This is a genomic window from Methylobacterium sp. WL103, assembly GCF_008039885.1.
In the GTDB taxonomy this organism is placed as follows: domain Bacteria; phylum Pseudomonadota; class Alphaproteobacteria; order Rhizobiales; family Beijerinckiaceae; genus Methylobacterium; species Methylobacterium cerastii.
Genome location: NZ_VRUX01000024.1, coordinates 1 through 21,555, shown reverse-complemented (window position 1 = coordinate 21,555; position 21,555 = coordinate 1). Strand labels below are relative to the sequence as shown.

The following is a 21,555-nucleotide window of genomic DNA, read 5'->3' as shown; positions in this document are numbered from 1 at the left end:
TCGGGCTAGAAAAGCATCTCGTCACCGCAAAACATCCAGATCGGCGCACGGTCATCCCCTCGGTCAGCCGGCCTTCAGGAAGACGACGCGACCGAAATACAACGCCGAGCCTCCACCGAGCGCTTACGCTGATCGAGCTGGTGCTGCGGATGCAGCGCCCGGAGAAGACCTCACGTACGTCTTCGAAGCCGCCCGCGACGGATCGCAAGGAGCGGCGCGAGCAAGCCAAACCCGGCGGGGCGAAGCCTGGCCACGAGGGCCACAGCCGCGTGATGAGCAAGGATCCCGATGCCGTCGTCGCGCATCGCCCAGATCGCTGCGCGTGCTGCGGCGGCGGACTGCACGGGGACCTTCCCGCCGAGGTCGTCAGCGTGTCCGAACGGATCGAGCTGCCGGAAGTCGCACCGGTCGTCACCCAGCATCAACGGCTGGCGGTGCAGTGCCCGACCTGCGGGGCGCGCGTGATCGCACCGGTTCCGGAGGCGGCGCGCGGCACGCCCTTCGACCCGCGGCTGCATGCGGTGGCAACGTATCTCAAGACCTTCCAGGCGCTGTCCTACGAGCGGTTGCAGGCGGCGCTGTCGGATCTGTTCGGGCTGACGCTCAGCCAGGGCGGGCTGATGAACCTGCTCCAGCGCGCGCAGAAGCGCTTCCGCTCCGGTCGCGACGAGGCCGTCTCGATCCTGCGCCGAGCCACGGTGGTCGCCTCGGACGAGACCGGCGTGCGCATCGAGGGCAGCAACGCCTACCATTGGGTCTTCCATTCGGCCCAAGCCGTGGTGCACACGGCCTCCCCGACGCGGGGCGCCATCGTGGTGCGGGAGATGATGGACGGCCACCGGCCCGCGGTGTGGATCTCGGACCGCTACACGGCTCAGCAGGGCCATGCGGCCGCGCATCAGACCTGCCTTGCCCATCTCGCCCGCGACGTCGCCTACGCCGTCGAGACCAGCGATGATCCCGTACCCTGGCGTTTGCAGCTCTGGTTGCGATCCGTATTCACCCTGGCCGAGCACGTCACCGACTTCGCGATCTCGACCCTGGCGGCCAAGCGTCGGACCTTGGATCGGCAACTCGGCGCCATCCTGGCCACACGAAGTCGCTGCGACCTGACCCGCGACCTGCAAGCCAAGATCGGCCGGGCTCGCCATCAGCTCCTCGTCTTCCTCGCCCATCCCGGCGCGGTCGAGCCGACAAACAATGGCAGCGAGCGGCTGCTGCGCCCGTCCGTCATCCAGCGGAAGATGATCAACGGCTACCGCGCGATGTGGGCCGCCGAGGGTGAGGCCGATATCCGCACCGTCGTCGATACCGCGCGCCTCACCGGCGCCAGCCCGTTCGGCACCATCCTCAAGACCGTCGGCGCCTAAAACCAGCCGTCACAGGGGTGAGTAATTACCTAAGATCGGGCGCACGTTATTTCTCCTCGTGAGTCTTCATAGCGCGGTCCTTTTGAAGAAATTTCTAGCTTTAGGGTTCTGATAGACTATTTGTAAGTGACACCGGAGTACTTAACTGGCAAATCTAAACATTTAGGTTCGAGCTAATTGCAGCAGAGTCGGTGGCGCTTGGGGCTAATTTAAATGAAAGCATTGGTTGCACATCCAGCTCTGATCGCAATCCTGCAGACGATGAAGCATGCGTCAGACCGCGCCATGAATATTGTACTACCTCCCCCCCCTAAACAAAGATCTTTATGACTGTATCGCTTCGAGACATATGAAAGATGTTGTCATGACGCGGAAGTATCGTGCGTTTGAAGATGTCGTTACCAAATAGCGGCAGGTCCGTGTCTGGATTATTTAAGAATGCAACGTTGCTGAGGCAATCCGGTCCATCGAGTTTATTGAGTTTCGTATGATCTCTGGCGCGTCGAGCATGGCATTCTGAGACTCCGTTTCATAACGGGCTGAACAGCTTAGTTTTTGGGTAGGCGGCGGGCATCGTGGGTGTTGGGAGAGTATCTGAGGCTTTTCCAGGAACCCCGATGTCGATGCCCACTGATCTGCGATGGGCTTGCAGCCCCTGTCGAGCTTGCGCGCGAGAGCCTGCCCTACGCAACCAGCCTCAGCGTTGCTGAGTGGGCGGTGCTTGCGCCGCTTCCACCGGCATCGTCCAGTACAGGCCGCCCGTGGGGCTGGCCCCTCCGTGCCGTCTCTGACGGCGTCCTGTACGTGTTGCGGACAGGATGCGCGCGGTGGCATCTGCTGCTGGACTTCCCCCCTTGCGGCACGGTTCATCACTGGTTCTTGCGCCTCTGCCAGACAGGCGTGTTCGAGCGCCTTGCCCATGCTCTCACGCTGGCCGACCGGAGCGGGTCGGACGCGACGCTTGCCCGACCGGCTGTGTCGTCGATGCGCAAGCCGCCCGCTCGGTGTCGTTGGGGGTGGCAACGGGCGGCCGGCATCAGGAACGAAGACCTGCCGGCAACTCGGCTCGTGGTAACACTGATTCAATCTTGGCCGACTTGAGGGACTCTATCGGTTTCATAGTAGCGCTCTCAGCATCAGCAGGCGCGTCGCTTATGTTGACCGCCTCAAGCGGCGACTTCGTCAATCCTGAATCTACAGAAGCCATGCGCCACTTCACTTCCTCAGCCAGAGCTGCCTTCGTCTCGCGAAGCTCGACTTGAAGCACTACAATTGTTCGGCGGGCCGCACGCTTAGCTCTAGCTGCTCTAACCCAGACGAAGAGAAGCAGGGCGCATACTCCGATCAGAGCAGCGAGCCGGATATCATTGCCGTATGGCCAGTCCTGAACTGAGTACAGCCACGACATATGAAACGAGTTTCCGATTGCGATCGCCAGCAGATCCGACCATCGATTGAAATCGACACTTTATCGTATAGTCAAGGCTCGTTCCTCGGCTTGGATGGCCTATTCCGCGTACCGCGGTTTGATTTTGCCGAGGAAGTTTCATGGCCGATCTCATCACGGTCGCGCAGCTACGTGCCATCGCGGCCAGGCGTGCTCCGTTCGCTACCAAGATCGCAGAGTCGTTCAATCCGATCGTTGCAGCCTTCACGGTCACGACGCCGCTACGGCTGATGCACTTCCTCACTCATTTGGCACTCGGGAGTGATGGGTTCACCTACGTCCGTGAGATCTGGGGTCTGGCCGCAGCGTAGAAGCGCTTCGAGGGGCGGAAGACTCTCGGCAACATTCAGCCCGGCGACACCAGCCGGGATCGGGGTCGCGCCGATCCGATACATCGGCCGAGCGAACTACGCCGCCTCCACCACTGGATCCGCCGGCCCTTCTGACGATGGGTGAGATCTACCGAGCTCCGCCGTCAACGCGTAGGAGGCGCGATGGCGAGGCGGTCGGAGGGCGTGAGGAGGTCGACGGAAAGGTATGACGCAACGTCGGCGAGACGGAGTTGTGAGAACCAGGCGCACGGGGACCGCTTCGAACGCGCTGTGGTGATTTGATCCCAACTCTCGCACTCAAATACGGGCCCGCGACATGTGACCTGCCGCATCAAAGGCCGGGCATTGGGCAGCACCCGATCACGCCCAGCGCCAGCCCAGAGATTTTACCTTCATCCGAATGGCCGTCCACACATGCCCACTACGCACGACCATACTGCAACATGCACCATGCGGAGCCCGCCCGTAGCGCCCGGCCACCTTCGTGTTCGTGGTCGTCTCGTCAGAGAAGACCAATCGATCCGCATTGAGATCGAGTTAGTACTTGAGCCAGTCCTGGCAGGCAGCCTTCACGTCTAGCTGTTACTAATCAGCTGTGTGAATCGCCCATTTTTACGGGTAATCCGACGCCTTCGGAAGAACCGCCACAGGCGCTCGTGCTCATCCTCACGCCCAGCGCGGCCAAGATCCGCTCGGCTTGAGCATTCGCCGAGGTCAGGCGGGTGTCCGCATTCAGGCCCGAGCGGTTCTCGATCAGGGTGTGGCCGGGGAAGCAGAGCTTGGCCTCCATGCCCGGACTCTTGCGGTAGAGGCGGGCTTGCGGGTCCGTGGTGCCCGCGTTGGTCTCGTTCGAGGTCGTCTGCCCCTTAAAGTCGACCTCGGCGTTACGCCCGCCGGCGGAGGGCGGCGGGTCTTCCCCTTGATCGTTGTAATCCTGATCCTTGGGCTTGAAGCTCTTGATCAACGCCCATGCCTCGATCAGCGTCCCGTCGACGCTGAGATGGTCGCCGGACAGTGTCAAACAACATCGGAATGGGGTACGCCTCCGGTGAGGGCCGCGGTCGAGGGCATCGCGCTCTGCGCTGAAGCCTGACCTTAATGCTGGCGTTAAGGTCGGCGGGTCGGGGTGATGCGGGTCGAGCTCCTGGAGAATACCGAACGGCGGCGGCGCTGGTCGTTCGATGACAAGGCGCGGATCGTCGAAGCCTCGTTTGAGACAGGCGTGTCGGTGTGTTCGGTAGCGCGCCGGCACGGGATCGCCCAAGGCCTGCTGTTCACTTGGCGGCGTCAGGCGCGGGAGGGCCGTTTGGGCGGGGACGCACAGGCCCCTGTCCTCGTGCCCGTCGCGATCGCCCCGGAGCCGTCACGTCCTGTTCCCGCTGCACAGTCGGATGATCCGCGTGCTCCAGCGCCGCCGCGCCGGCTTCGTCGCAAGAGCGGCGTCATCGACATCGATCTCGGCGGCGGTCGGCGTCTCACGGTCGACCGGGACGTCGACGCCGCGGCGCTGCGTCGGGTGCTCGATGCCCTGGAGGGCCGATGATCCCGCTGCCGGCCAACGTGCGGGTCTGGTTGGCGACCGGCCACACCGACATGCGCAAGGGCTGTTCCAGCTTGGGGATGATCGTCCAGGAAACGCTGAAGCGCGATCCCCATTCCGGGCACCTGTTCGTGTTCCGCGGCCGGCGCGGCGACCTGATCAAGGTGATCTGGCACGATGGCCAGGGCGCGTGCCTGTATACCAAGCGGCTCGACCGCGGTCGTTTCCTCTGGCCCTCGGTGGCGGACGGAGCCGTGACGATCTCGACGGCGCAGCTCGGCTACCTGCTCTCCGGCATCGACTGGCGGATGCCGCAGGAGAGCTGGCGTCCGAGTGCTGTCGGATGAGGATAACGCGTTACAAAGCCTGAGCAATATGCTCTTCTCTCGGGCGTGCCGAACGCGTCCGAGCCCCCGCCGCTTCCCACCGATCTCGCTGCCGCCCACGCTATGATCCTAGCCGAGCGGGCGGCGCGGCTCGTGTCCGAGATCGCGGTCGAACGGCTGAAGCTGGAGGTTGCCCGGCTGCGACGGGAGCGCTTCGGGGCCTCCTCGGAACGCAGCGCCCGGATCGACCAGCTCGAACTGACGCTGGAGGATCTGGAGGAGACGCTGGCCGAGACGGACGCGCAGGCGGTTGTCGAGCCCGATGCGCTCCCCGGTGTAGCTTCCTCGCGGCGCAAGCCCGCTCGTCGACCTCTCCCCGAGCACCTGCCGCGCGAGCGCGTCGTCCATCCCGGCCTGACGACCTGCGCCTGTTGCGGCGGGGCACGCCTACGCCACCTCGGCGAGGACGTCACCGAGACCCTGGAGCGGATCCCGGCGCGCTGGGTCGTGATCTAGCACGTGCGCGAGCGCTTCTACTGCGCCGACTGCGAGACTATCGCGCAGACCCCGGCTCCCTTCCACCCGATCCCGCGGGGCCGGGCCGGCCCAAACCTCTTGGCCGAGGTGATGATGGCCAAGTTCGGCCTGCACCTGCCGCTGCATCGCCAGAGCCAGCGCTTCGCCCATGAAGGCGTGCCGATCGACGTCTCGACCCTGGCTGGCTGAATCGGGACCGTCACCACCGCCCTGTCGCCCCTGGTCGCCCGGATCGAGGCCCATGTTCGGGAAGCCGACCGCCTCCATCTCGACGATACGCCGGTGCCAGTCCTGGCCAAGGGTAAGACCCGCACGGGCCGGCTCTGGACGGTGGTGCGCGACGACCGCCCCTTCGGTGGATCCGGAACGGCATCGAGCAGATCTCCGGCGCCGAAGGCAAGGACCGCTACCCAACCGGCGCCTACTGCGCGATCGAGTGGGAGAGCGCGAAGGCCATCCTGATCGAGCGAGCAGACTACGCGGCATGGTGGGCGGCGGTCGATCTGCTGGCGCCTCGCCTGTCGGGCAAGCTCGCCAGCACCAGCGTGTTGCCGCCGGCGGCGGCGCAGCGGCCTTGGGCGGGCGAAACCGATGCCGCGAAGCCCCGCCGGATCCTCGACAACCCGTCGAGCCGGAAGCGACTGCAGAACCAGCAGGAGGACGCCCTAGTTCAACGACTTCTAGCGCATCGTCGGCGAAAAAGTCCGATGAAACAGCTCGTTGCCAAAATCACTACGATGGCGAGGGTTCGAATATGAATCTACGCTTCTCGCATTCAGCTCGTATGATTAGGCATCTTCTGCAAGTTCTGATATCTAAAATCTTAAATCACTGCTGAGATCTTGCGATTATTGACCGGGTTGTTTTAGGCTGGATTTAGGTGAATCTGAATTCATTGCTGGCTGCTGCGCTGATCCCTGCGGCTGTACATGCGCTGGTATTGTTGGTGGTGCGCTGTTGACCGCAATGCCAAATAGCTGCCACCGCCGATCTACTAGAGTAAATAATAATTCGAAATTGAGCTGTGCTGGTACAAATGGGAAGAAGCCTGCCACGCGCATCAAACCGCTGCTCTCTATTTGTGGAGCAAGGGTGAAGTGCGGTTCGAAGACTGCAACACTGGACATCTCAAGTTTTAGGGCCCGCTCCCGGGCAAATATTTCTCCAAGCCTTGCTGCGGTATTAGCGTCACGAAATCCAGGGGAAGATAGATCGCGCAGAACTGTGTAGTTTCCGGTCTGATTTGCTTGATTTAGTGCCAGCAAGGTTGATCGAATTAGCATCAATACACTATCACGATCAATCTGCGCTGGTCGGGTGGTAGGCAGCGCTTGATTTGGTGATCTCTGCTGAGCGAAGGTGCCCCCGACGGGCATGAGTGTGAGGAGGATGGTGATCGCAAGTGCCCCCAATTTCGGGCGCCCGTTCCTCGCATCGCGATGCATCTTAGAACTCAATCCCAGCGCCGCCGGCAACGATATGATCGCCACCGCCACCGTTAGCATAGCTGCCAAAGATCACAGTTGGCATATTGGTATCGAGCCGGTGGGCCATAGTGAAACCGGCACCGTATTCGCCGCGATACGTCGAGGCCTTGACGGTTAGGGTGGTTTTGCCTGGCGCTGATGGCATCAAAGTCGGTGCTGTTGCCCCGACCGCGGCGATGCCACGCCGAGCCTCACGCTGCGCCGAAACGATCTGAGCATTCAATCCAATTACGGACTTGTATAGCTGAGAACCGTTGACTGCGTCAGTTGACGTCAGATTGACCGCCCCGTCCGCGACGTTCGTTATTTGACGGTAAGGGGTCGTTGTTCCTGGGCCGCCGCCGACCGACACGACCGAAGTCGCCGTGGCATTATTGTAGATAGGCGTGTTGTTGATGATGAAGCCGTTCCACCCGCCATTCGCGACACCGGCGACCGAATTGGCTCCGAGTGCGACCGAACCTGGCGCAGTCGCACGGCTTCCTGCACCTAACGCCACGCCTGAAGTCGCCGAGGCGCTTGATCCAGCTCCAATGGCCACGCCGAAGGGAGAGGACACTTTCGTCGCTACGCCGACTGCAACAGCGTAGTCCGCTGTGACAGTAGCGCTATAACCGACAGCAGTATCGAAGCCATAGCCGGACGCTCGCGCACCTAGCACCGTCGCACCGGGTCCGCCAGCACGCGCATCTGCACCAAACGCACTGGACTCCAGCCCAGTCGCGAGAGCCTGACGGCCGCTGGCTGTAGCCGAGTTGGAAAGGGCCTGAGCCCCTTGTCCGAGCGCTGTTGTATTATCCGCGGTAGCTATCGAATATTGACCAAGGGCGGTACTGTTTTGCCCCGAGGCGTAGGCGGCTTGGCCATAGGCGCTGCTATATTCCCCCCCTGCGTAGGCTAGTTGACCGGTGGCGGTCGCAGCCGGCCCACTCGCCCGAGCCTGCTCCCCCGTTGCCGTCGTCAGGGGCCCCATGGCTTCTGACAGAGCTCCCAACGCGTTCGAAGCAGTACCCAGGGCCCGAGCAGATTGCCCCAGCGCAGTGCTCAACGTGCCTTCGGCCTGAGCAGCGTTTCCATTCGCTGTTGAGAAACTGCCGAGGGCGCGGGACCCTGTCCCGGTCGCAGTGCCGTTCATCCCGCTAGCAAGGGCGTTCTGACCCATGCTCGTTGTGTTCACACCTGACGCGATGGCGTTTTGTCCTAAAGCGGTAGCATTCGAGTTCAGTGCGGTGGCACCCTGACCGATGGCGCTTCCGTTGGGGCCGATTGCGATAGCGTTCTGACCTGCAGCGATAGTGTTGTCGCCATAAGCCGTCGTGAGCTGGCCGAGGGCACTGCTGTTCAGGCCGCTCGCGGCGGCAGCCTGCCCGATGGCGGTGGCGTTGCTGCCGGCTGCATAGGAAAGCTGCCCGAAGGAGCTGGTGTTCACAGCGGACGCATATGCAAGCTGGCCGATGGCGCTGCTGTTCAGGCCGACCGCGACGGTCGCCTGCCCGATGGCGGTGGCGTTGCTGCCGGCTGCATAGGAAAGCTGCCCGAAGGAGCTGGTGTTCACAGCGGACGCATATGCGAGCTGCCCGAGGGCGCTGCTGTTCAGGCCGCTCGCGACGGTCGCCTGCCCGATGGCGGTGGCGTTGCTGCCGGCGGCATAGGAAAGCTGCCCGAAGGAGCTGGTGTTCACAGCGGACGCATATGCAAGCTGGCCGAGGGCGCTGCTGTTCAGGCCGGCCGCGTCGGCTGCCTGCCCGATGGCGGTGGCGTTGCGGCCGGTGGCATAGGAAAGCTGCCCGAAGGAGCTGGTGTTCACAGCGGACGCATATGCGAACTGGCCGATGGCGCTGCTGTTCAGGCCGACCGCGGAGGCAGATTGACCTAAAGCGGTGGCGCCTGTGGCAGATGCGATCGCGAGCTGGCCGAGGGCGCTGCTGTTCAAGCCCGTCGCAGCGGCCGCTTGGCCGACGCCGGTGGAGCCCGCAGCCGATGCGATCGCGAGCTGCCCGAGGGCGCTGCTGTTCAGGCCCGTCGCAGCGGCCGCTTGGCCGACGCCGGTGGAGCCCGCAGCCGATGCGATCGCGAGCTGGCCGAGGGCGCTGCTGTTCAAGCCCGTTGCGGCAGCGGCTTGGCCGACGGCGGTGCTACCTGCGGCCGATGCGATGGCGAGCTGCCCAAGGGCGCTGCTGTTCAAGCCTGTTGCGGCAGCGGCTTGGCCGACGGCGGTGCTACCTGCGGCCGATGCGATGGCGAGCTGCCCAAGGGCACTGCTGTTCAAGCCTGTTGCAGCAGCGGCTTGGCCGACGGCGGTGCTACCTGCGGCCGAGGCGACTGTAAGTTGCCCCAGCGCACTAGCGTTCAGTCCGGTGGCGGCGGCGTTGCTACCGAACGCGCTCGAGCCTTGCACAGCCGCATTGGCAGCAGTACCCACGGCCGTCGACGTTGAGGTTGTTGCGTTTGCCCCGTTTCCGAGGGCAATCGCGTCTTTGTCGCCCGTCGTCGCCTGAGCGCCTGCGCCGGCACCCGCTATCACACCGCCGCCCAGCGATATCCCGGGATCGGTGCCACCAACGGTTATGTTCGCAATCTTGGCCGAGTTGACGACCTCCAGACTAGTCGTTCTCGTTGTCCCTAGAACGCTGAGATCTGCCGCTACCCCCAAATTATTCCGGAAAACCGAGTTGCCGGTGATGTCGGCTCCACCCGCTTGAACCGTGACCGTGCCGGTGAAAGCCTGATCGCACGATGGCAAAGCGTTTTGCGTCGACTGAATATTAAGGGCGGTTAGAGCACTATCTAGGGCGACGCCTTGAGCCGCGACGCCACCGGCGTTAACGGCCACACTGGCGGCAGCCGCTATAATCTCCGGCGAGGCCGCAGTGCTTCCTCCCACCGGGGCTACCAAGGCCCCTCCGGCTATGCCGAGCGAGATCCCCTCGGCAATGAGAGCTCCGCCTGAAGTCGCTAGGCCCGCGATTTGGGCGTTGATCCCAGTTCGCGCGGTGCTGATGGAATAATTATCGAGCTGTTGCGAACAAGAAGCTTGACCCGTATTTGATGTCTGATTTTGACTAGGAGTTACTTGAGTCGGGTTTGTTATAACCACCGGCGCGACCTGAGCGACGGCCGTTTTGGTCCAGATGCTCTGATGGATGAGTATAGCGGCCGTAGAGATGCCGAGCATCTGTACATATCTGATGCCGCTAGGCGAATTGATGCTGCGCGGCCCGGACATGATGATCTCACAGATTTTCTACTTCAAAATAATTGTAGGAACAAGGTTAATAAAGCATCAAGGCGCTTGGGCTGGCGCCGATAAACTCAATAAATCTCGTCCTAAAATTTCACCGCCCACTGGCCCCTTGACTGCGGTTAATGGCTTGACTTATACGGATGATGCAAAATCCCAAGATGGCTACGGCGCCCCCCCCGCTCGGGGCTGTTGTCGTTTTCGACAATAGAAACATCGCTCGTCGGCGCGATATCTCGGCAGTCCCTTCCGCTCCCCGCTGCGGTTGCGATCTTATAGGATCGACCGGATGACGGATCCGCGGCAGTGACCAGCCAGGACATCGAAGAGCGCCTGCTCGGCTTATGCCAAGCAGCGGATCGATACTGCCTTCCTGGCCACCGTCGCACCGCCGAAACATGCATGGCCGACTTCGGCGATATCCGCGACCAGACGCGCAAGCTTTATCGCGACCTCACGGGCTCCTGGCCGCGGCACGCCGGCGACGGAGAAGCGCCCCCGGCGCGGCGCCCGCAGCTTCCGATCCCGAGCGCGCTACACCGCGATCGGGAACGTCGTCGAAACCGCGCGGTGCGCGCCTGACCCGAAGCGCGGCTGCTTCCGATAACCCGCCTTGTCGGTGGTGATCGAGACCACGGATCAGCGCCGTTTTGAGCCGATTTCCTGTTTCCCAAGAGAAACTGGAGCTGCCGCGGTAGCTTGCGCCGAACTCGCCGGCGACGTTCGCCTGGACCATCTCGGGCGACTCGATGCGGGGCGCGGGGATCTTCGACCGCGACCTTGCCGTGGTCGACCGTAGCCTCAAGGCAGGCAACGGCAGCGTGGTGTTCGCGGCCATTGATGGCGAGATGTCGATCAAGCGGCTGCTGATCGAGGGCAACCTGCCCCGGCTGGCCTTCGACAGCCCGGAAATGCCAGTCTTCGGCGCTGGGGAAATGGCCGAAGGTGAGATCTGGGGCGTGGCTCGCTTTTCGATTCGCTGGCACATCGCGCGCGCCGGCCTCGTCCGGTGACTGACCCTACCATCTCGCTCATCGACGGCAACAGCTTCTACTGCTCTTGCGAGCGCGTGTTCGACCCGAAGCTCGCCGACGTGCCGTTGATCGTGCTCTCGAACAACGACGGTTGCGCCATCGCCCGCACCGCCGAGGCCAAGGCGCTCGGGATCAAGATGGGCGATCCCTACTTCAAGATCCGCGAGCGGTGCCGGGAGCAGGGCGTACTGGTGTTCTCGTCGAACTACACCCTCTATGGCGACATGAGCGCTCGGGCGAACGCGGTCTACCGCGACTTCTCTTCGACCATCGAGATCTACTCGATCGACGAGAGCTTCCTCGACCTCTCGGACGTCCGCCCCGATCGCCGCCTCGAACTCGCCCGTGACCTGCGCGCCACGGTGCGCGCCTGGACCGGCATCCCGACCTGCGTCGGCATCGGCCCGACCAAGACGTTGGCCAAGCTCGCCAACCACATTGCCAAGCGGATCGCGCCGCTCGACGGCATCTGCGACTTCACCGACCCGGCCGAGTACGAGCATTGGCTCTGCCGCATCCCGGCCGCCGAGGTCTGGGGCATCGGTCGCGCCTCGCTCGCCAAGCTGGAAGCGATGGGCGTCGACAGCGTGGCCGACCTCGCCGACCTCGACCCGCGTCCGGTGCGCAAGGCTCTGACGGTGGTGGGCGAGCGCATCATCCACGAGCCGCCCTTGGTCGCCCGGATCGAGGCCCATGTCCGGGAAGCCGAGCGCCTCCATCTCGACGATACGCCGGTGCCGGTCCTGGCCAAGGGCAAGACCCGCACGGGCCGGCTCTGGACGGTGGTGCGCAACGACCGCCCCTTCGGTGGACCCGAGCCGCCGGCCGCGGCCTACTTCTACTCTCCCAACCGCTCCGGCGCTCATGCTGAGACTTGGCTCGGCGACTTCGACGGCATCGTACAGGCGGATGCCTTCTCGGGGTTCGGCCGGCTGTACGAGCCCGGCCGCAAGCCGAGTCCGATCCACCAGGCGGCCTGCTGGGCCCATGCCCGACGCAAGTTCTTCGAGCTGGCCGATCTGAAGAAAGCTCTGATCGCCATCGAGGCTGTGACGCGGATCGATGCGATCTTCGCCATCGAGCGCGCCGCCAATGGTCTTGCCCCCGATGAACGCTGCGCGCACCGCCGCGCCCGCTCGGCTGCTCTCGTCGCCGACCTGGAGACGTGGCTGCGGGAGAACCGCGCCAGACTCTCGGCCAAAGCGCCCACGGCAGTAGCGATCGATTACCTGCTCAAGCGCTGGATCGCCTTCACCCGGTTCCTCGACAACGGGCGCATCTGCCTCTCGAACAACGCCGCAGAACGCTCAATCCGTCCCATCGCGGTGGGCCGCCGCAACTGGACCTTCGCCGGCTCGGATGCGGGCGGGCATCGCACGGCTGCCCTCTACACGCTGATCGAGACCGCCAAGCTCAATCGCATCGATCCGCAGGCTTGGCTCGCCGATGTGCTCAGGCGTCTGCCCGACCATCCGGCCCGGCGTATCGACGACCTTCTGCCCTGGAACTGGACCCAGCCTCAGCCCCGGCAGATCGCAGCCTGATACCCCGTCGGAAGCACAACCGCGGCCTTCAACGTAGGCGTACTCGGCACGAACCACGTCTCGGTGTTCTACCATACGAGCGAGCATGACCGCGGCGAGCCGATGCGCTCGGTCTCGACCACCGTGACGCTGCCGGAGGCGACCAACGACACGCTGGCCTTGATCGCGGCGGCCCGGCTCGGCGTGGCCCGGACTTGGCGTGACCAGGGCGAGCGGCCGTGGCGCTATTCCAAGGCCGGGATCCTCACCAAGGATCTGATGCGGCTGGAGGCAAGCCCGCGGGCATTGATCGGCCAGCTCGACCGCGAGCGCAGCGGCCTGCTGATGGCCGCCATGGATGCCTGCAACGCCCGCTTCGGCCGCGGCAGCGTGGTGCCCGCGCGCGCCGGGCTCACGGACAAGCGGACCTGGTCGACGAAGTTTGAGATGCGCTCGCCACGCTACACCACGCAGGTGAGCGAACTACCGACGGCACGGGCCTTCTGAGGCGGTGGCCTACGAAGCTCGCAGCTTCTCAGCCAGGAGTTGCTTCATCTCATCGAGGTGCCGCCCGAGCTGCATGACCATGCCCTCCAGCGCATCCATCCGGCCAGCGGTCTCGCCCGGTACCGTGAGGTCCTTCGATGCAGGCGCGGGCTCCTTGGAGTCTCCGACCAGGGCTTCGTCCGCTTCGGCCTCCGCCACGCCCTCTCCTCGCTTAATGGGGCGCGTCCCGCCGATCTTAGCTTTCACCGGTACAGGGTCGCTGGCGGTCACGAGCCGGACGAAGTCAGGAAAATCGGTGCCCTCGTAGATTCCGGGCTCAGTCTCGAAAATCGACGCGAAGGTCTCCGGATCGTAGTATCGCATCATGATCAGGGAGAAGTCGCGGGGGGCGAGCTTGAACGCCTGCGCCCAGGTCCGCATCTGGTCGGGCGGAATACGGTTTCGGCCCGTCTCGATCTGGGAGATGAACTGGTAGACGTTCGCTTCGATGAGGGCAGCGAATTCGCGCTGCGAATAGCCGCGATCCTCGCGCAACCGGCGCAGGAAGTGACCCGCCTGTCGACGAAGCTCCGCCGTCTCAAGTGCGGATAGGCGCTGGGCACTCGTATACATCGGCGCAGTCTATGATCGAAATGCTGGAACGCCTGCCGCCCGGCAAGGTCGCGGGAGATAGCCGCTACGCGTCGAGGGATGCAACGAGGCGAAGGCCCTGAACAGGCGCTTCCACGGCATCCACAGCCGGAACTGCGACGTCGGTCACCGAGAGATCCGGAAAGGCGGCTCCCGTGAAGATCTCCGGCTCGCTCTCGAACAGGACGTTGAACGTTTCCGGGTCGTAGAAGCGCATGATCATGAGAAGGAACTCGCGCGCCTCGATCCCGTAGGCATTCGCCCAGACACGGATCTGATCCGGGGGAACGCGCCCTCGTCCGGTCTCGACCTGTGAGACGAAGGTGTAGACCGGCGACCCGATCTCAGCCGAGAACGTCCGCTGCGAGTGCCCAGCCTTCTCGCGCAGGTGCTTCAGAAGCTTGCCCGCCTCGCGGCGGAGCTCCTGCGTCTCAGGCGCCGACAGCTTCTGCGCGTTCGTGTACATCGGGATTCATCTCGATCCTGGCCGGCTTCGCATAGCGTTGGAAATAGGACACGCTTGATAGATAGGCAACACCTTTCACGGCTACATCTGACGCATAGCGTTCAGTTATTTCCTGCTTCAATGCTCGGAATGACTAAGCGAATTTCAAGGTATTAGTAAACGCTAGAGGCAGATCTTATGTATTATTCGTACGACGATTTCACCTAAGGGTTTGATGCTTCGACCGCGAGGCTCGCGACACTTGCGATAAGCAGGCCTCACGTCGTCAGGAGCCGTTCGGCGAGACCAAGTTTGCCGTAGACATGCCAAGCAATCATGGCCTGTATGGAGCGCGACGCGGCGTCCAACGCTTCTGGATGTCGGAAGAAGACAGCATCTGCCCAGAGTAGGCGGTCGCCTATGACAGTACCAGACGGAACGACGTACCCGCCCCTATGAGCGTGCATGAAGTCGATGAAATCGAAGCCGCGGGCTCTGAGGAAAGTTTCAATCTCCGAAAAAAGGCATTGCCCCTCGTAGATCTCGGCAAACGAAACCTCGCAATGAATGACCGCCGTTCGCTGAAGAAGCGTCTCCGCACCCTGTAGGGCTTTCAGTTCGAAGCCTTGGATGTCGAGCTTGAGAAAATCGACGGGTTCGGAGCCGGAAAGCACATCATCGATCCGTCGAGTCGCAGCCATCTCCGTGCGGACCGTGTGCAGATCCTTTAATTCGACAAAGGCATCGGTCAAGTTGCGATTGAATGGCAGCAGCGACGAAGTTGCATCATAGTTGTTGATGTGAAAGGTCTGCTTCGATCCATCGCCGATGAAATCCGGCAACAATCGCAGATTGCTATCGGCTTCTGCTTTGCTACGATCTTCCAACCGCTCCGATAATGGTTCAAACCCCACTACTTTCAACTCAAATCCGGCCGTTTCAAGAACCGTATAGGCATGTGGCTGATCAGAGAGACGCTGCGCGCCTACGTCAACAACGGTAATCGCTCGATCGATCGTTACGGTTGGCTCTGGTCGGGGGGCCGAGACCACGTCTTCGGGGTTGCGCCTGGCAAAGAATTCAGGACTGGCGGTGAGCGCGGCGACCACGTCGAGGATATCGGCCGACCGTTCGAGCAACCCAACATGATACGAAAGCCCCGCCTCATCAGGCTCACGATCGAGCAAAAGACGGTAAAGGCGCACAACAGCCGTGGCAGCAGACGATGGTTCAGCGATGCCTGACACGACCACTCCTTCTCACAACATTCTGGCTTGGTAAGTCCGCTGAGGAATGCGGCTAGCGGCCGATCTTGCTCCAGTCCCAATCGATGGTGTCATCGTTGGGCAGCATGATCATTGGCTTGACCTCAGCGCGCGCGCGCTCGGCCGCCTCAGCTTGTGCGCGAGCCTGGGCAAGCTCGCCGAGGCTGGTAAGATTGACGACGGACAGGAGCTGGGCATAGGCGAGACCGACCGCACCAGCCCGGCGCAGTACACCGAACGCGGTGTCGTCCATGCTGTCGAGCGCGCCTTCGTTGATGCGATACAGCCCTGCGATCTGCTGAGCGCCGGCTTCGCTTTGAACGGTGATCGGCCACGGCTCGATGACACCGGCGGCGTGCAGATGCCCGCAGCTCTGCAGAAGGATCGCCTCGCTGCGGACAACGTCCTGCAAAAATTCCCAGATCTGCGACATCGCCGGGCTGGGGTGACCGGTCTCGTCGAAGAACGCTTCGCCTTCACCTCCCTCGACGACGAGCCCGCTACTCTCATCGACGCAGAGGACGGGTTGAGCCGCTTCGTTCCAACCTGCCCGGAAGGGATAGGCTCGGAACGCGGCCGGCACGTAAGACCCTGTCCAACGACCGTCCGGCGCAACATAGAGGTTCTGTCCCGGCACCAGCCCGAGGATGGCGGACAAGGTCCAGCCGCTTTCGCGTTCGACAAACGCAAGAGGAAAAGCATGCACCGCCTTCGGCACCTCGGCGGCTGCCAACGGAGCTAGCGCGCTCGTCGACGCGAAGCCATAGCCATCGAAGCGCCGCCACCGCAGCTGACCGTGACCAGTCCGGGACACCGGCTGTATGCCACTCATGAATGCTTCCCCAGACGCAAGTGGGATTGATACGACAGCGCTGCTACACGATGCCGAGTTGACGCCAGAGCGGCAGCTTCTCGGCAAGGAAGCTGTGCGCCTCGGCCTCAGCACGCGAATGCGCCTGAACAGAGTCGGTCACGGGATTACCCTCGCTAAGCCAGTTGATATTTAGGGCGCGCATGCGCGCAACAAGGTCGTTGGCTAGGGCACTGGAACTCTCCTCGCTCCCCGAGTGCAGAGCGGTCAACAGCAGCAACTCGATGTTCGTTGCCTGAACACCGGAACCAGCGGTGGGAGCGGCGAGGAAGCTGTAGGCCCGGCCTAGCTCGACTTTGCCGGCAATCACTCTGTTGAGGCGCTGCGCGGGAGCTGGGTCGGGAGCCTGCGCTGGAAGCGGCAGCACCTGCCCGCCGTGGACTAAAAGCGCGACGGCCTGCACCGCTGCCTCTGGCCCACCCGCCTTAAGAGCCGGCAGCGCGACGATCTCGTCGAAACGCGCAGGTCCCTGGGCAAGGCGGTCCGCTATTGGACCATAGATCGCCGCTTGCCCTTCGAGCTCGCCCATGATCGTCGGGAACTTGAACGTAAGTTTGCCACGAGGCCCAGCGAGCGCGAAGCGAGTCGCGCCGAGTAGCGCGTTCTGCTCGGCGGAGGTGGTTGAGCTCACCCCGCGACCGAAGAGATCGCGCCGGAACTGCTTGTTCGCGGCGATGTCGCGCAGCGTCTCCTTGAACACGGGATCGGCTTCGGCGTCGACGCGCGAGCGCATGCCTTGGGGCAGACAGAGTGCGTTCATATTCTCGGCGATGGTCGCGGAGCCCACGAACTCGAGCTTGGCCCGCCCGAACATCGCCGCCACGTCGGCGAAGTGGAAGATAAACCAATTCGCGTTGAGGTACTCGTGCGCCAGGTAGTTGCGGTCCATCGGCATCAGGCGCTCAACGCGTTGCGCGATCGAGGGGTTGGCAGCGAAATAACCGGCCCCCTCCTTGATCAACGCCTGGACAAGGTCGAGACCGGCGCCGGTCTGCACGTCGGAGCGGCCACTGATCCGCTTTGCGTTCTCGCGCATCAAGCGCTGGAGGGGCAGCACTGCAGCCCAGCCGGGCATGCAGTTGTAGGAGACGTACAACAAGCCGCCGGGCTTGAGGCGCTTGCGTGCGATCTCGACGATAGCGTCGTGCGCCTCTGCGGAGACCCAGGTGAGGATGCCGTGCAGCACGATAAGCTCGAGGTCGTGCTGGCCCTCGGTCGCCTCGCGGGCAAGATCTTGGAAGCTCGCCTCACGCAGAGACACATTGGCGATATCGGCAGCCTCAGCGAGTCCGCGAGCGTGAGCGATGTGCAACGGGTTGAAATCCACGCCCTCGAACTGCGTGGAGGGATTGGATGCGGCATTGATGACGAACCCGAGACCCATTCCGATGCCGAGCTCGAGCACACGCTTCGGCGCCATGCTCAAGCCCGGGTTCTTACCGACCGACAATGCGGCGAAGGCGATGTGGGCTGGGACGGTCTCCCGGTAGAAGCCGAGCGCGTAGGGAATGTCGGCGACGTAGCCTTCAGTCCAAGCTGACATGATGCATCTTCCGATTGGTTCAATCTGGTCGTTCGAAACCGCTAGTAGCGAACGCATCCACAAATGAAAAACGGGGAGCCCGAAGGCCCCCCGCTGTCTTGTTGCGCCCAGCTGTCTGCCAGGATGGACGATGTGACTTACGCGGTTGCGAAGTCGGTGGTGGCGAGCGTGCCGGTCAGGCCGATAAGCTTGATCACCGCATCGTTAGCGTTCTGGTAGTTGGGGGTAGCGTCGTTGATCACGAGGTAGGTTCCAGCACCCGTACCCGTGATGGTGACTACAGCCGCCTGGTTGGCGGCGATGGCGCCCTGGCCGCCAGCGGTCAGCGCAGCTCCGATGTCGGTCGCGAGCGTTCCAGTGCCCGCGGCCGTAAAGGTCGAACCCTGGAACACAGTGGTCGGCGTCGTCGTGACAATGAACTTGTCCGTACCGGCCGCAAAGTTGGTCAGGGTATCGAGAGTGGTCGCCGGCGTCGCAGCCGTCGAGTCTGACAGGGTTGTGTAGACGACCTTGTCGCTACCCGAGCCGAGCGTGATCGAGTCGGCACCAGCGCCGCCCGTGATCGTGTTGGTACCAGCGGTCACCGTGATGGTGTCGTTACCGGCACCGGTGTTGATGACGTTGGTGCCGCCCTGGGCAGAGACAGTGTCAAGGCCCACACCGGTGTTGACACCGGTCGTTGCAGTACCGCCGGTTCCGAGGCTGATCACCGTATTGCCAGCCGCACCAGTGGTGAGACCGAACTTGCCGGTGAACGACGTGCCGTCGATCGTGCCAGCGTTCGTGAGCGCGGTGACAGTCAAGTCGGCGCCGCCACTGATCTTGTAGGTGGAGCCTAGAACGTCCGTCAGCGTGGCGACCGTATTGGCGACTGTCGTACCATTCGCATCCAGGCTGGTCACCAAGGAGGCGATGTTGACGGTGTTGACAGCACCAGCAGCAGCGCCGGCGTTGTTGTTTACGGTCAGCACCCCAATGTCACCGCCGTTGGCCGCCGTAGCGCCGTTGGAGGAGATGCCCTCGAGGCTGACGTTGACCGTGGTGACACCCGTGCCGAGATTGAGCGTGAGGTCACCAGTGTTGATCTCACCCACGGCGTAAGTGCGAGCGGAGCCAGCCGCGTTGACGGTGTCGTTGTCCGTCGTGTTGAAGAGCAGCTTGGTAATTTCGCTGTTGGTGAACGAGGTAGCAGTAGTGCCGCCGGCAATCGTCGTTGCGCCAGCGCCGGTGAACTCCAACACTTCAACGCCGGTAACCTTGGTGTTCAGCGCGGAAAGCTGAACGTTGTTTGCCGTCGTCAGATCCGAACCAGTGATCGAGATCGTATCGGTACCCGCTCCGCCGACGACCGTGTCGGCCGCGGTCAAATTACCGGCGAAGGCGAACTTGTCGTTGCCGGAGCCGCCCGTCACAGTCGTAGCGCTCGCACCAAGCGCGACGGTGACACCACCCGTATTGCCCGAGGCGTTGACGGTCGTAACTGACGCATCAAGCGCGTCGGTGATCACCAACTTGCCTGCGCCAGTCAGGTTGACGGTCGTCTCCGTCCCCGTGCTAGCGAGCGCTCCGACGGTGTTCGCCTTTGTACCAGCCGAGTCGAGGTTGAGAGTGGTGAGGCCGGCGCCATTCAGGTTCAGAGCCGCGACATTCGAGCCATTGGCGAGATACGCCTGGACCGTCTTCGTGGAAGCGGACGCCTCCGTAAACGTCACAGCTCCAGTGGTAACGACGTTATCGAAGCCCGCCGCGACACCAGCCGCAACCGTGATACCCGTCCCGGCAGTGGCGTAGGCGCCCGTTACGTTCTTCAGGTTGACGTTCGTCAGACCAGAGATGGCCGAGAGGTCAACGGTGGTTCCCGTCGTCGGCGTAGTAAAGACAAGTGCCTCAACGCCAGTTAGCTGCGGGACTACCGGAGGGGCTGCCGCATTAAGGATCTCAACCGTGTCAAATCCCGCTCCGCCACTGACGGTATCGGTCGCATCAACGTTTGCAGCGAGGCCCCTAAAGGTATCGTTACCGGCCGTGCCCGTCAGCGTCTCGAAGGTGTTGCCGGCCGCGAAGGTAAACGACTGACCACCACTGCTAGTGCCCGTCGGCGAAGTCTGGTTGTTGAGAGTGCCAGTGTTCGTCTGACCAGTGGCCGCCGAGTCCAGGTAGGTCACGACCGCAGAAGCATTAAGCTGCTGAGCCTCAGGCGAAACCGCGATCTGCGACAGGATCTGAGCAGCAGGGCGGCCCTGGAAGTAGGTGAACTCGCCGGTGCTCGGAGCGCGGCCGAGGATCGACTGGAAGGCGTCGGTGACGAGCTGGTTGGTGTTGGTCAGGTCCGTCGCATCGACGGCGCCGGCAGTGGCGGTGGTCTTAGCCTGGAACTCGGTCGAGGAGATCAGCTGCTGGGCGATCTGCTCGCTGGTGAAACCGGTGCGGAACTCGTTCACGAAGAACTTGAGGCCGGCGGTGTCCGGCACGCGGCCGAGAACTTCCTGGTAGAGGCGCACGATCGGAGCAACCAGGGTGGTCGCCTCGTTCGAAAGCTCGATCTGCTGACGCACCTGGGCGTCGGAAATGTCGGTCCGGTTCGCGAAGAACTGGATGCCGCTGAAGTCGACGTTCCGGAACAGAACGTTGTTGTAGATCGTATTGAGCTGGTCAGCTGTTAAGGCCATGTTCAATCCCTTGCAGTGCAGGGAGGTCCCCGCCAGCCGTGTGGCTGGTTCGGCTCCGCCCCGAAGCATCGACCCTGGAGAGTCGCAGCATCCATAACCTCACCGATCCAGCGGCGTCCAGCGATTTTCATACACCCTTTGGAAAATACGTTGCCTGGGAATTGAACGGTGCATAACTGCCACATCGGAAGTTCGGCAGCCGAAGTTGCGGATCTCTCGTCACGGCCGTTGGCGGCTCGGTGACAGCTCAGCCGCGCGCCCCAAGGACGAATGCCTTGCACCAAGAGAACGAGGGTTCTTGTGGAGTATCTGTGGAGCGCGCTATGCCAGCGGCGATCGAAACGTGCTAAGTCTTTGAGAAATATGGTGGGCGGTGACGGGCTCGAACCGCCGACCCTCTCCGTGTAAAGGAGACGCTCTACCAACTGAGCTAACCGCCCGCGCCCGCGTGGTACGGCATGCTGCGGCTTCGAGGCAAGCGCAGGTTCTTCAGCATGCGCCTATGGACCGGCGAGCAGTCGTGCAAGAGCAGGGGATAGGCCGGTGGCGTCGGTCAGCGGGTGGCGGCTCGGCGTGGGTCTCGGTAGAGCTGCCGCCGCCAGCACCGCATGTGTGCCGGCCTCCACCGAGCACAGCACGGGGACCGGGACGTCCGGCCGAATCCGTTCGGCTAGGCCCGCGAGGCCGGCGCCGCCGAGGATCACCGTTTGGGCGCCGTCCGCCTCCGCGCAGGCGCGGCAGGCGGCGACGAGGTCGGCGAGCGCCGCGTCCGGGTCGCGGTGGATCTC

Annotated in this window: 15 protein-coding genes, 1 tRNA gene and 5 pseudogenes; 10 read left to right on the top strand and 11 right to left on the bottom strand. The window is 63.0% G+C overall.

All coding sequences use genetic code 11. The features are described from left to right. The first annotated feature begins 149 nt into the window (after positions 1-149). The 3 genes and pseudogenes from FV222_RS03445 to FV222_RS03435 all read left to right on the top strand — a co-directional run bounded on the left by FV222_RS03445 (position 150) and on the right by FV222_RS03435 (position 3,128). Positions 150-1,370, top strand: coding sequence for an IS66 family transposase (locus FV222_RS03445; RefSeq protein WP_147812990.1), 1,221 nt, complete (start codon positions 150-152; stop codon positions 1,368-1,370). Between the two features lie 633 nt (positions 1,371-2,003). Then, positions 2,004-2,344: pseudogene (locus tag FV222_RS03440) on the top strand (transposase); the annotation flags it as partial. Positions 2,345-2,918: 574 nt separating this feature from the next. Beyond that, positions 2,919-3,128, top strand: a complete 210-nt coding sequence (locus tag FV222_RS03435; RefSeq protein WP_147812988.1) for a hypothetical protein — start codon at positions 2,919-2,921, stop codon at positions 3,126-3,128. Between the two features lie 700 nt (positions 3,129-3,828). Here FV222_RS03435 and FV222_RS03430 read toward each other — a convergent pair. Beyond that, a pseudogene (locus FV222_RS03430) lies at positions 3,829-4,164 on the bottom strand (IS5/IS1182 family transposase); the annotation flags it as partial. A 114-nt stretch (positions 4,165-4,278) separates the two neighbouring features. Between FV222_RS03430 and FV222_RS03425 the strand changes: the two are divergent. The 3 genes and pseudogenes from FV222_RS03425 to FV222_RS30935 form a co-directional block, all read left to right on the top strand. After that, the gene (locus FV222_RS03425; RefSeq protein ID WP_147812987.1) at positions 4,279-4,692 is read left to right on the top strand and encodes a transposase; all 414 of its coding nucleotides are present in this window, start codon (positions 4,279-4,281) and stop codon (positions 4,690-4,692) included. Continuing rightward, positions 4,689-5,036, top strand: coding sequence for an IS66 family insertion sequence element accessory protein TnpB (gene tnpB / locus FV222_RS03420; RefSeq protein WP_147812986.1), 348 nt, complete (start codon positions 4,689-4,691; stop codon positions 5,034-5,036). Before FV222_RS03425 ends, tnpB begins: the two co-directional genes overlap by 4 nt. 156 nt (positions 5,037-5,192) lie before the next feature. Then, positions 5,193-5,912, top strand: a pseudogene (locus FV222_RS30935) (IS66 family transposase); the annotation flags it as partial. A gap of 488 nt (positions 5,913-6,400) precedes the next feature. Here the strand turns inward: FV222_RS30935 and FV222_RS03410 are convergent. Both FV222_RS03410 and FV222_RS03405 read right to left on the bottom strand, forming a co-directional pair. Then, entirely contained in the window at positions 6,401-7,027 is a 627-nt protein-coding gene (locus tag FV222_RS03410; protein WP_147812985.1) for a hypothetical protein, read from the bottom strand. Beyond that, the gene (locus tag FV222_RS03405) at positions 6,999-10,265 is read right to left on the bottom strand and encodes a hypothetical protein (protein ID WP_147812984.1); all 3,267 of its coding nucleotides are present in this window, start codon (positions 10,263-10,265) and stop codon (positions 6,999-7,001) included. The genes FV222_RS03410 and FV222_RS03405 overlap by 29 nt, the downstream gene beginning before the upstream one ends. Positions 10,266-10,682: 417 nt before the next feature. On the opposite strand from FV222_RS03405, the gene FV222_RS03400 reads away from it, so the two are divergent. From FV222_RS03400 to FV222_RS03380, 4 genes and pseudogenes are all read left to right on the top strand, one after another. Beyond that, positions 10,683-10,862 carry a hypothetical protein gene (locus FV222_RS03400; protein WP_147812983.1) on the top strand — a complete coding sequence of 60 codons (180 nt, stop codon included), beginning with the start codon at positions 10,683-10,685 and terminating at the stop codon, positions 10,860-10,862. 56 nt (positions 10,863-10,918) lie between these two features. Then, positions 10,919-11,293: pseudogene (locus FV222_RS03395) on the top strand (S24 family peptidase). Further along, entirely contained in the window at positions 11,290-12,858 is a 1,569-nt protein-coding gene (locus FV222_RS30930) for an IS66 family transposase (RefSeq protein WP_246685304.1), read from the top strand. Before FV222_RS03395 ends, FV222_RS30930 begins: the two are co-directional and overlap by 4 nt. 42 nt (positions 12,859-12,900) lie before the next feature. Continuing rightward, a pseudogene (locus tag FV222_RS03380) lies at positions 12,901-13,344 on the top strand (DUF4113 domain-containing protein); the annotation flags it as partial. Between the two features lie 9 nt (positions 13,345-13,353). Here the strand turns inward: FV222_RS03380 and FV222_RS03375 are convergent. The 8 genes from FV222_RS03375 to FV222_RS03340 form a co-directional block, all read right to left on the bottom strand. Next, the gene (locus FV222_RS03375) at positions 13,354-13,956 is read right to left on the bottom strand and encodes a helix-turn-helix transcriptional regulator (protein ID WP_147812981.1); all 603 of its coding nucleotides are present in this window, start codon (positions 13,954-13,956) and stop codon (positions 13,354-13,356) included. A 64-nt stretch (positions 13,957-14,020) separates the two neighbouring features. Further along, on the bottom strand, positions 14,021-14,440 hold the full coding sequence (locus FV222_RS03370) for a helix-turn-helix transcriptional regulator (protein ID WP_147812980.1): 420 nt from the start codon (positions 14,438-14,440) through the stop codon (positions 14,021-14,023). Positions 14,441-14,697: 257 nt separating this feature from the next. Further along, the gene (locus FV222_RS03365; protein WP_210248439.1) at positions 14,698-15,666 is read right to left on the bottom strand and encodes an FkbM family methyltransferase; all 969 of its coding nucleotides are present in this window, start codon (positions 15,664-15,666) and stop codon (positions 14,698-14,700) included. Positions 15,667-15,718: 52 nt separating this feature from the next. Further along, a complete protein-coding gene (locus FV222_RS03360) occupies positions 15,719-16,516 on the bottom strand; it encodes a SapC family protein (RefSeq protein ID WP_147812979.1) in 798 nt (265 codons plus the stop codon). Positions 16,517-16,559: 43 nt separating this feature from the next. Further along, entirely contained in the window at positions 16,560-18,098 is a 1,539-nt protein-coding gene (locus FV222_RS03355) for a class I SAM-dependent methyltransferase (protein ID WP_187277198.1), read from the bottom strand. Positions 18,099-18,235: 137 nt separating this feature from the next. After that, positions 18,236-20,767 (bottom strand): DUF4214 domain-containing protein, encoded by a 2,532-nt coding sequence (locus FV222_RS03350; RefSeq protein ID WP_187277197.1) that lies wholly within the window; start codon positions 20,765-20,767, stop codon positions 18,236-18,238. Between the two features lie 364 nt (positions 20,768-21,131). After that, positions 21,132-21,207 (bottom strand) — tRNA-Val (locus tag FV222_RS03345). 60 nt (positions 21,208-21,267) lie between these two features. Continuing rightward, positions 21,268-21,555, bottom strand: a 288-nt coding sequence (locus tag FV222_RS03340; RefSeq protein WP_246685302.1) for an aspartate/glutamate racemase family protein, incomplete at its 5' end; no start/stop codon positions are given.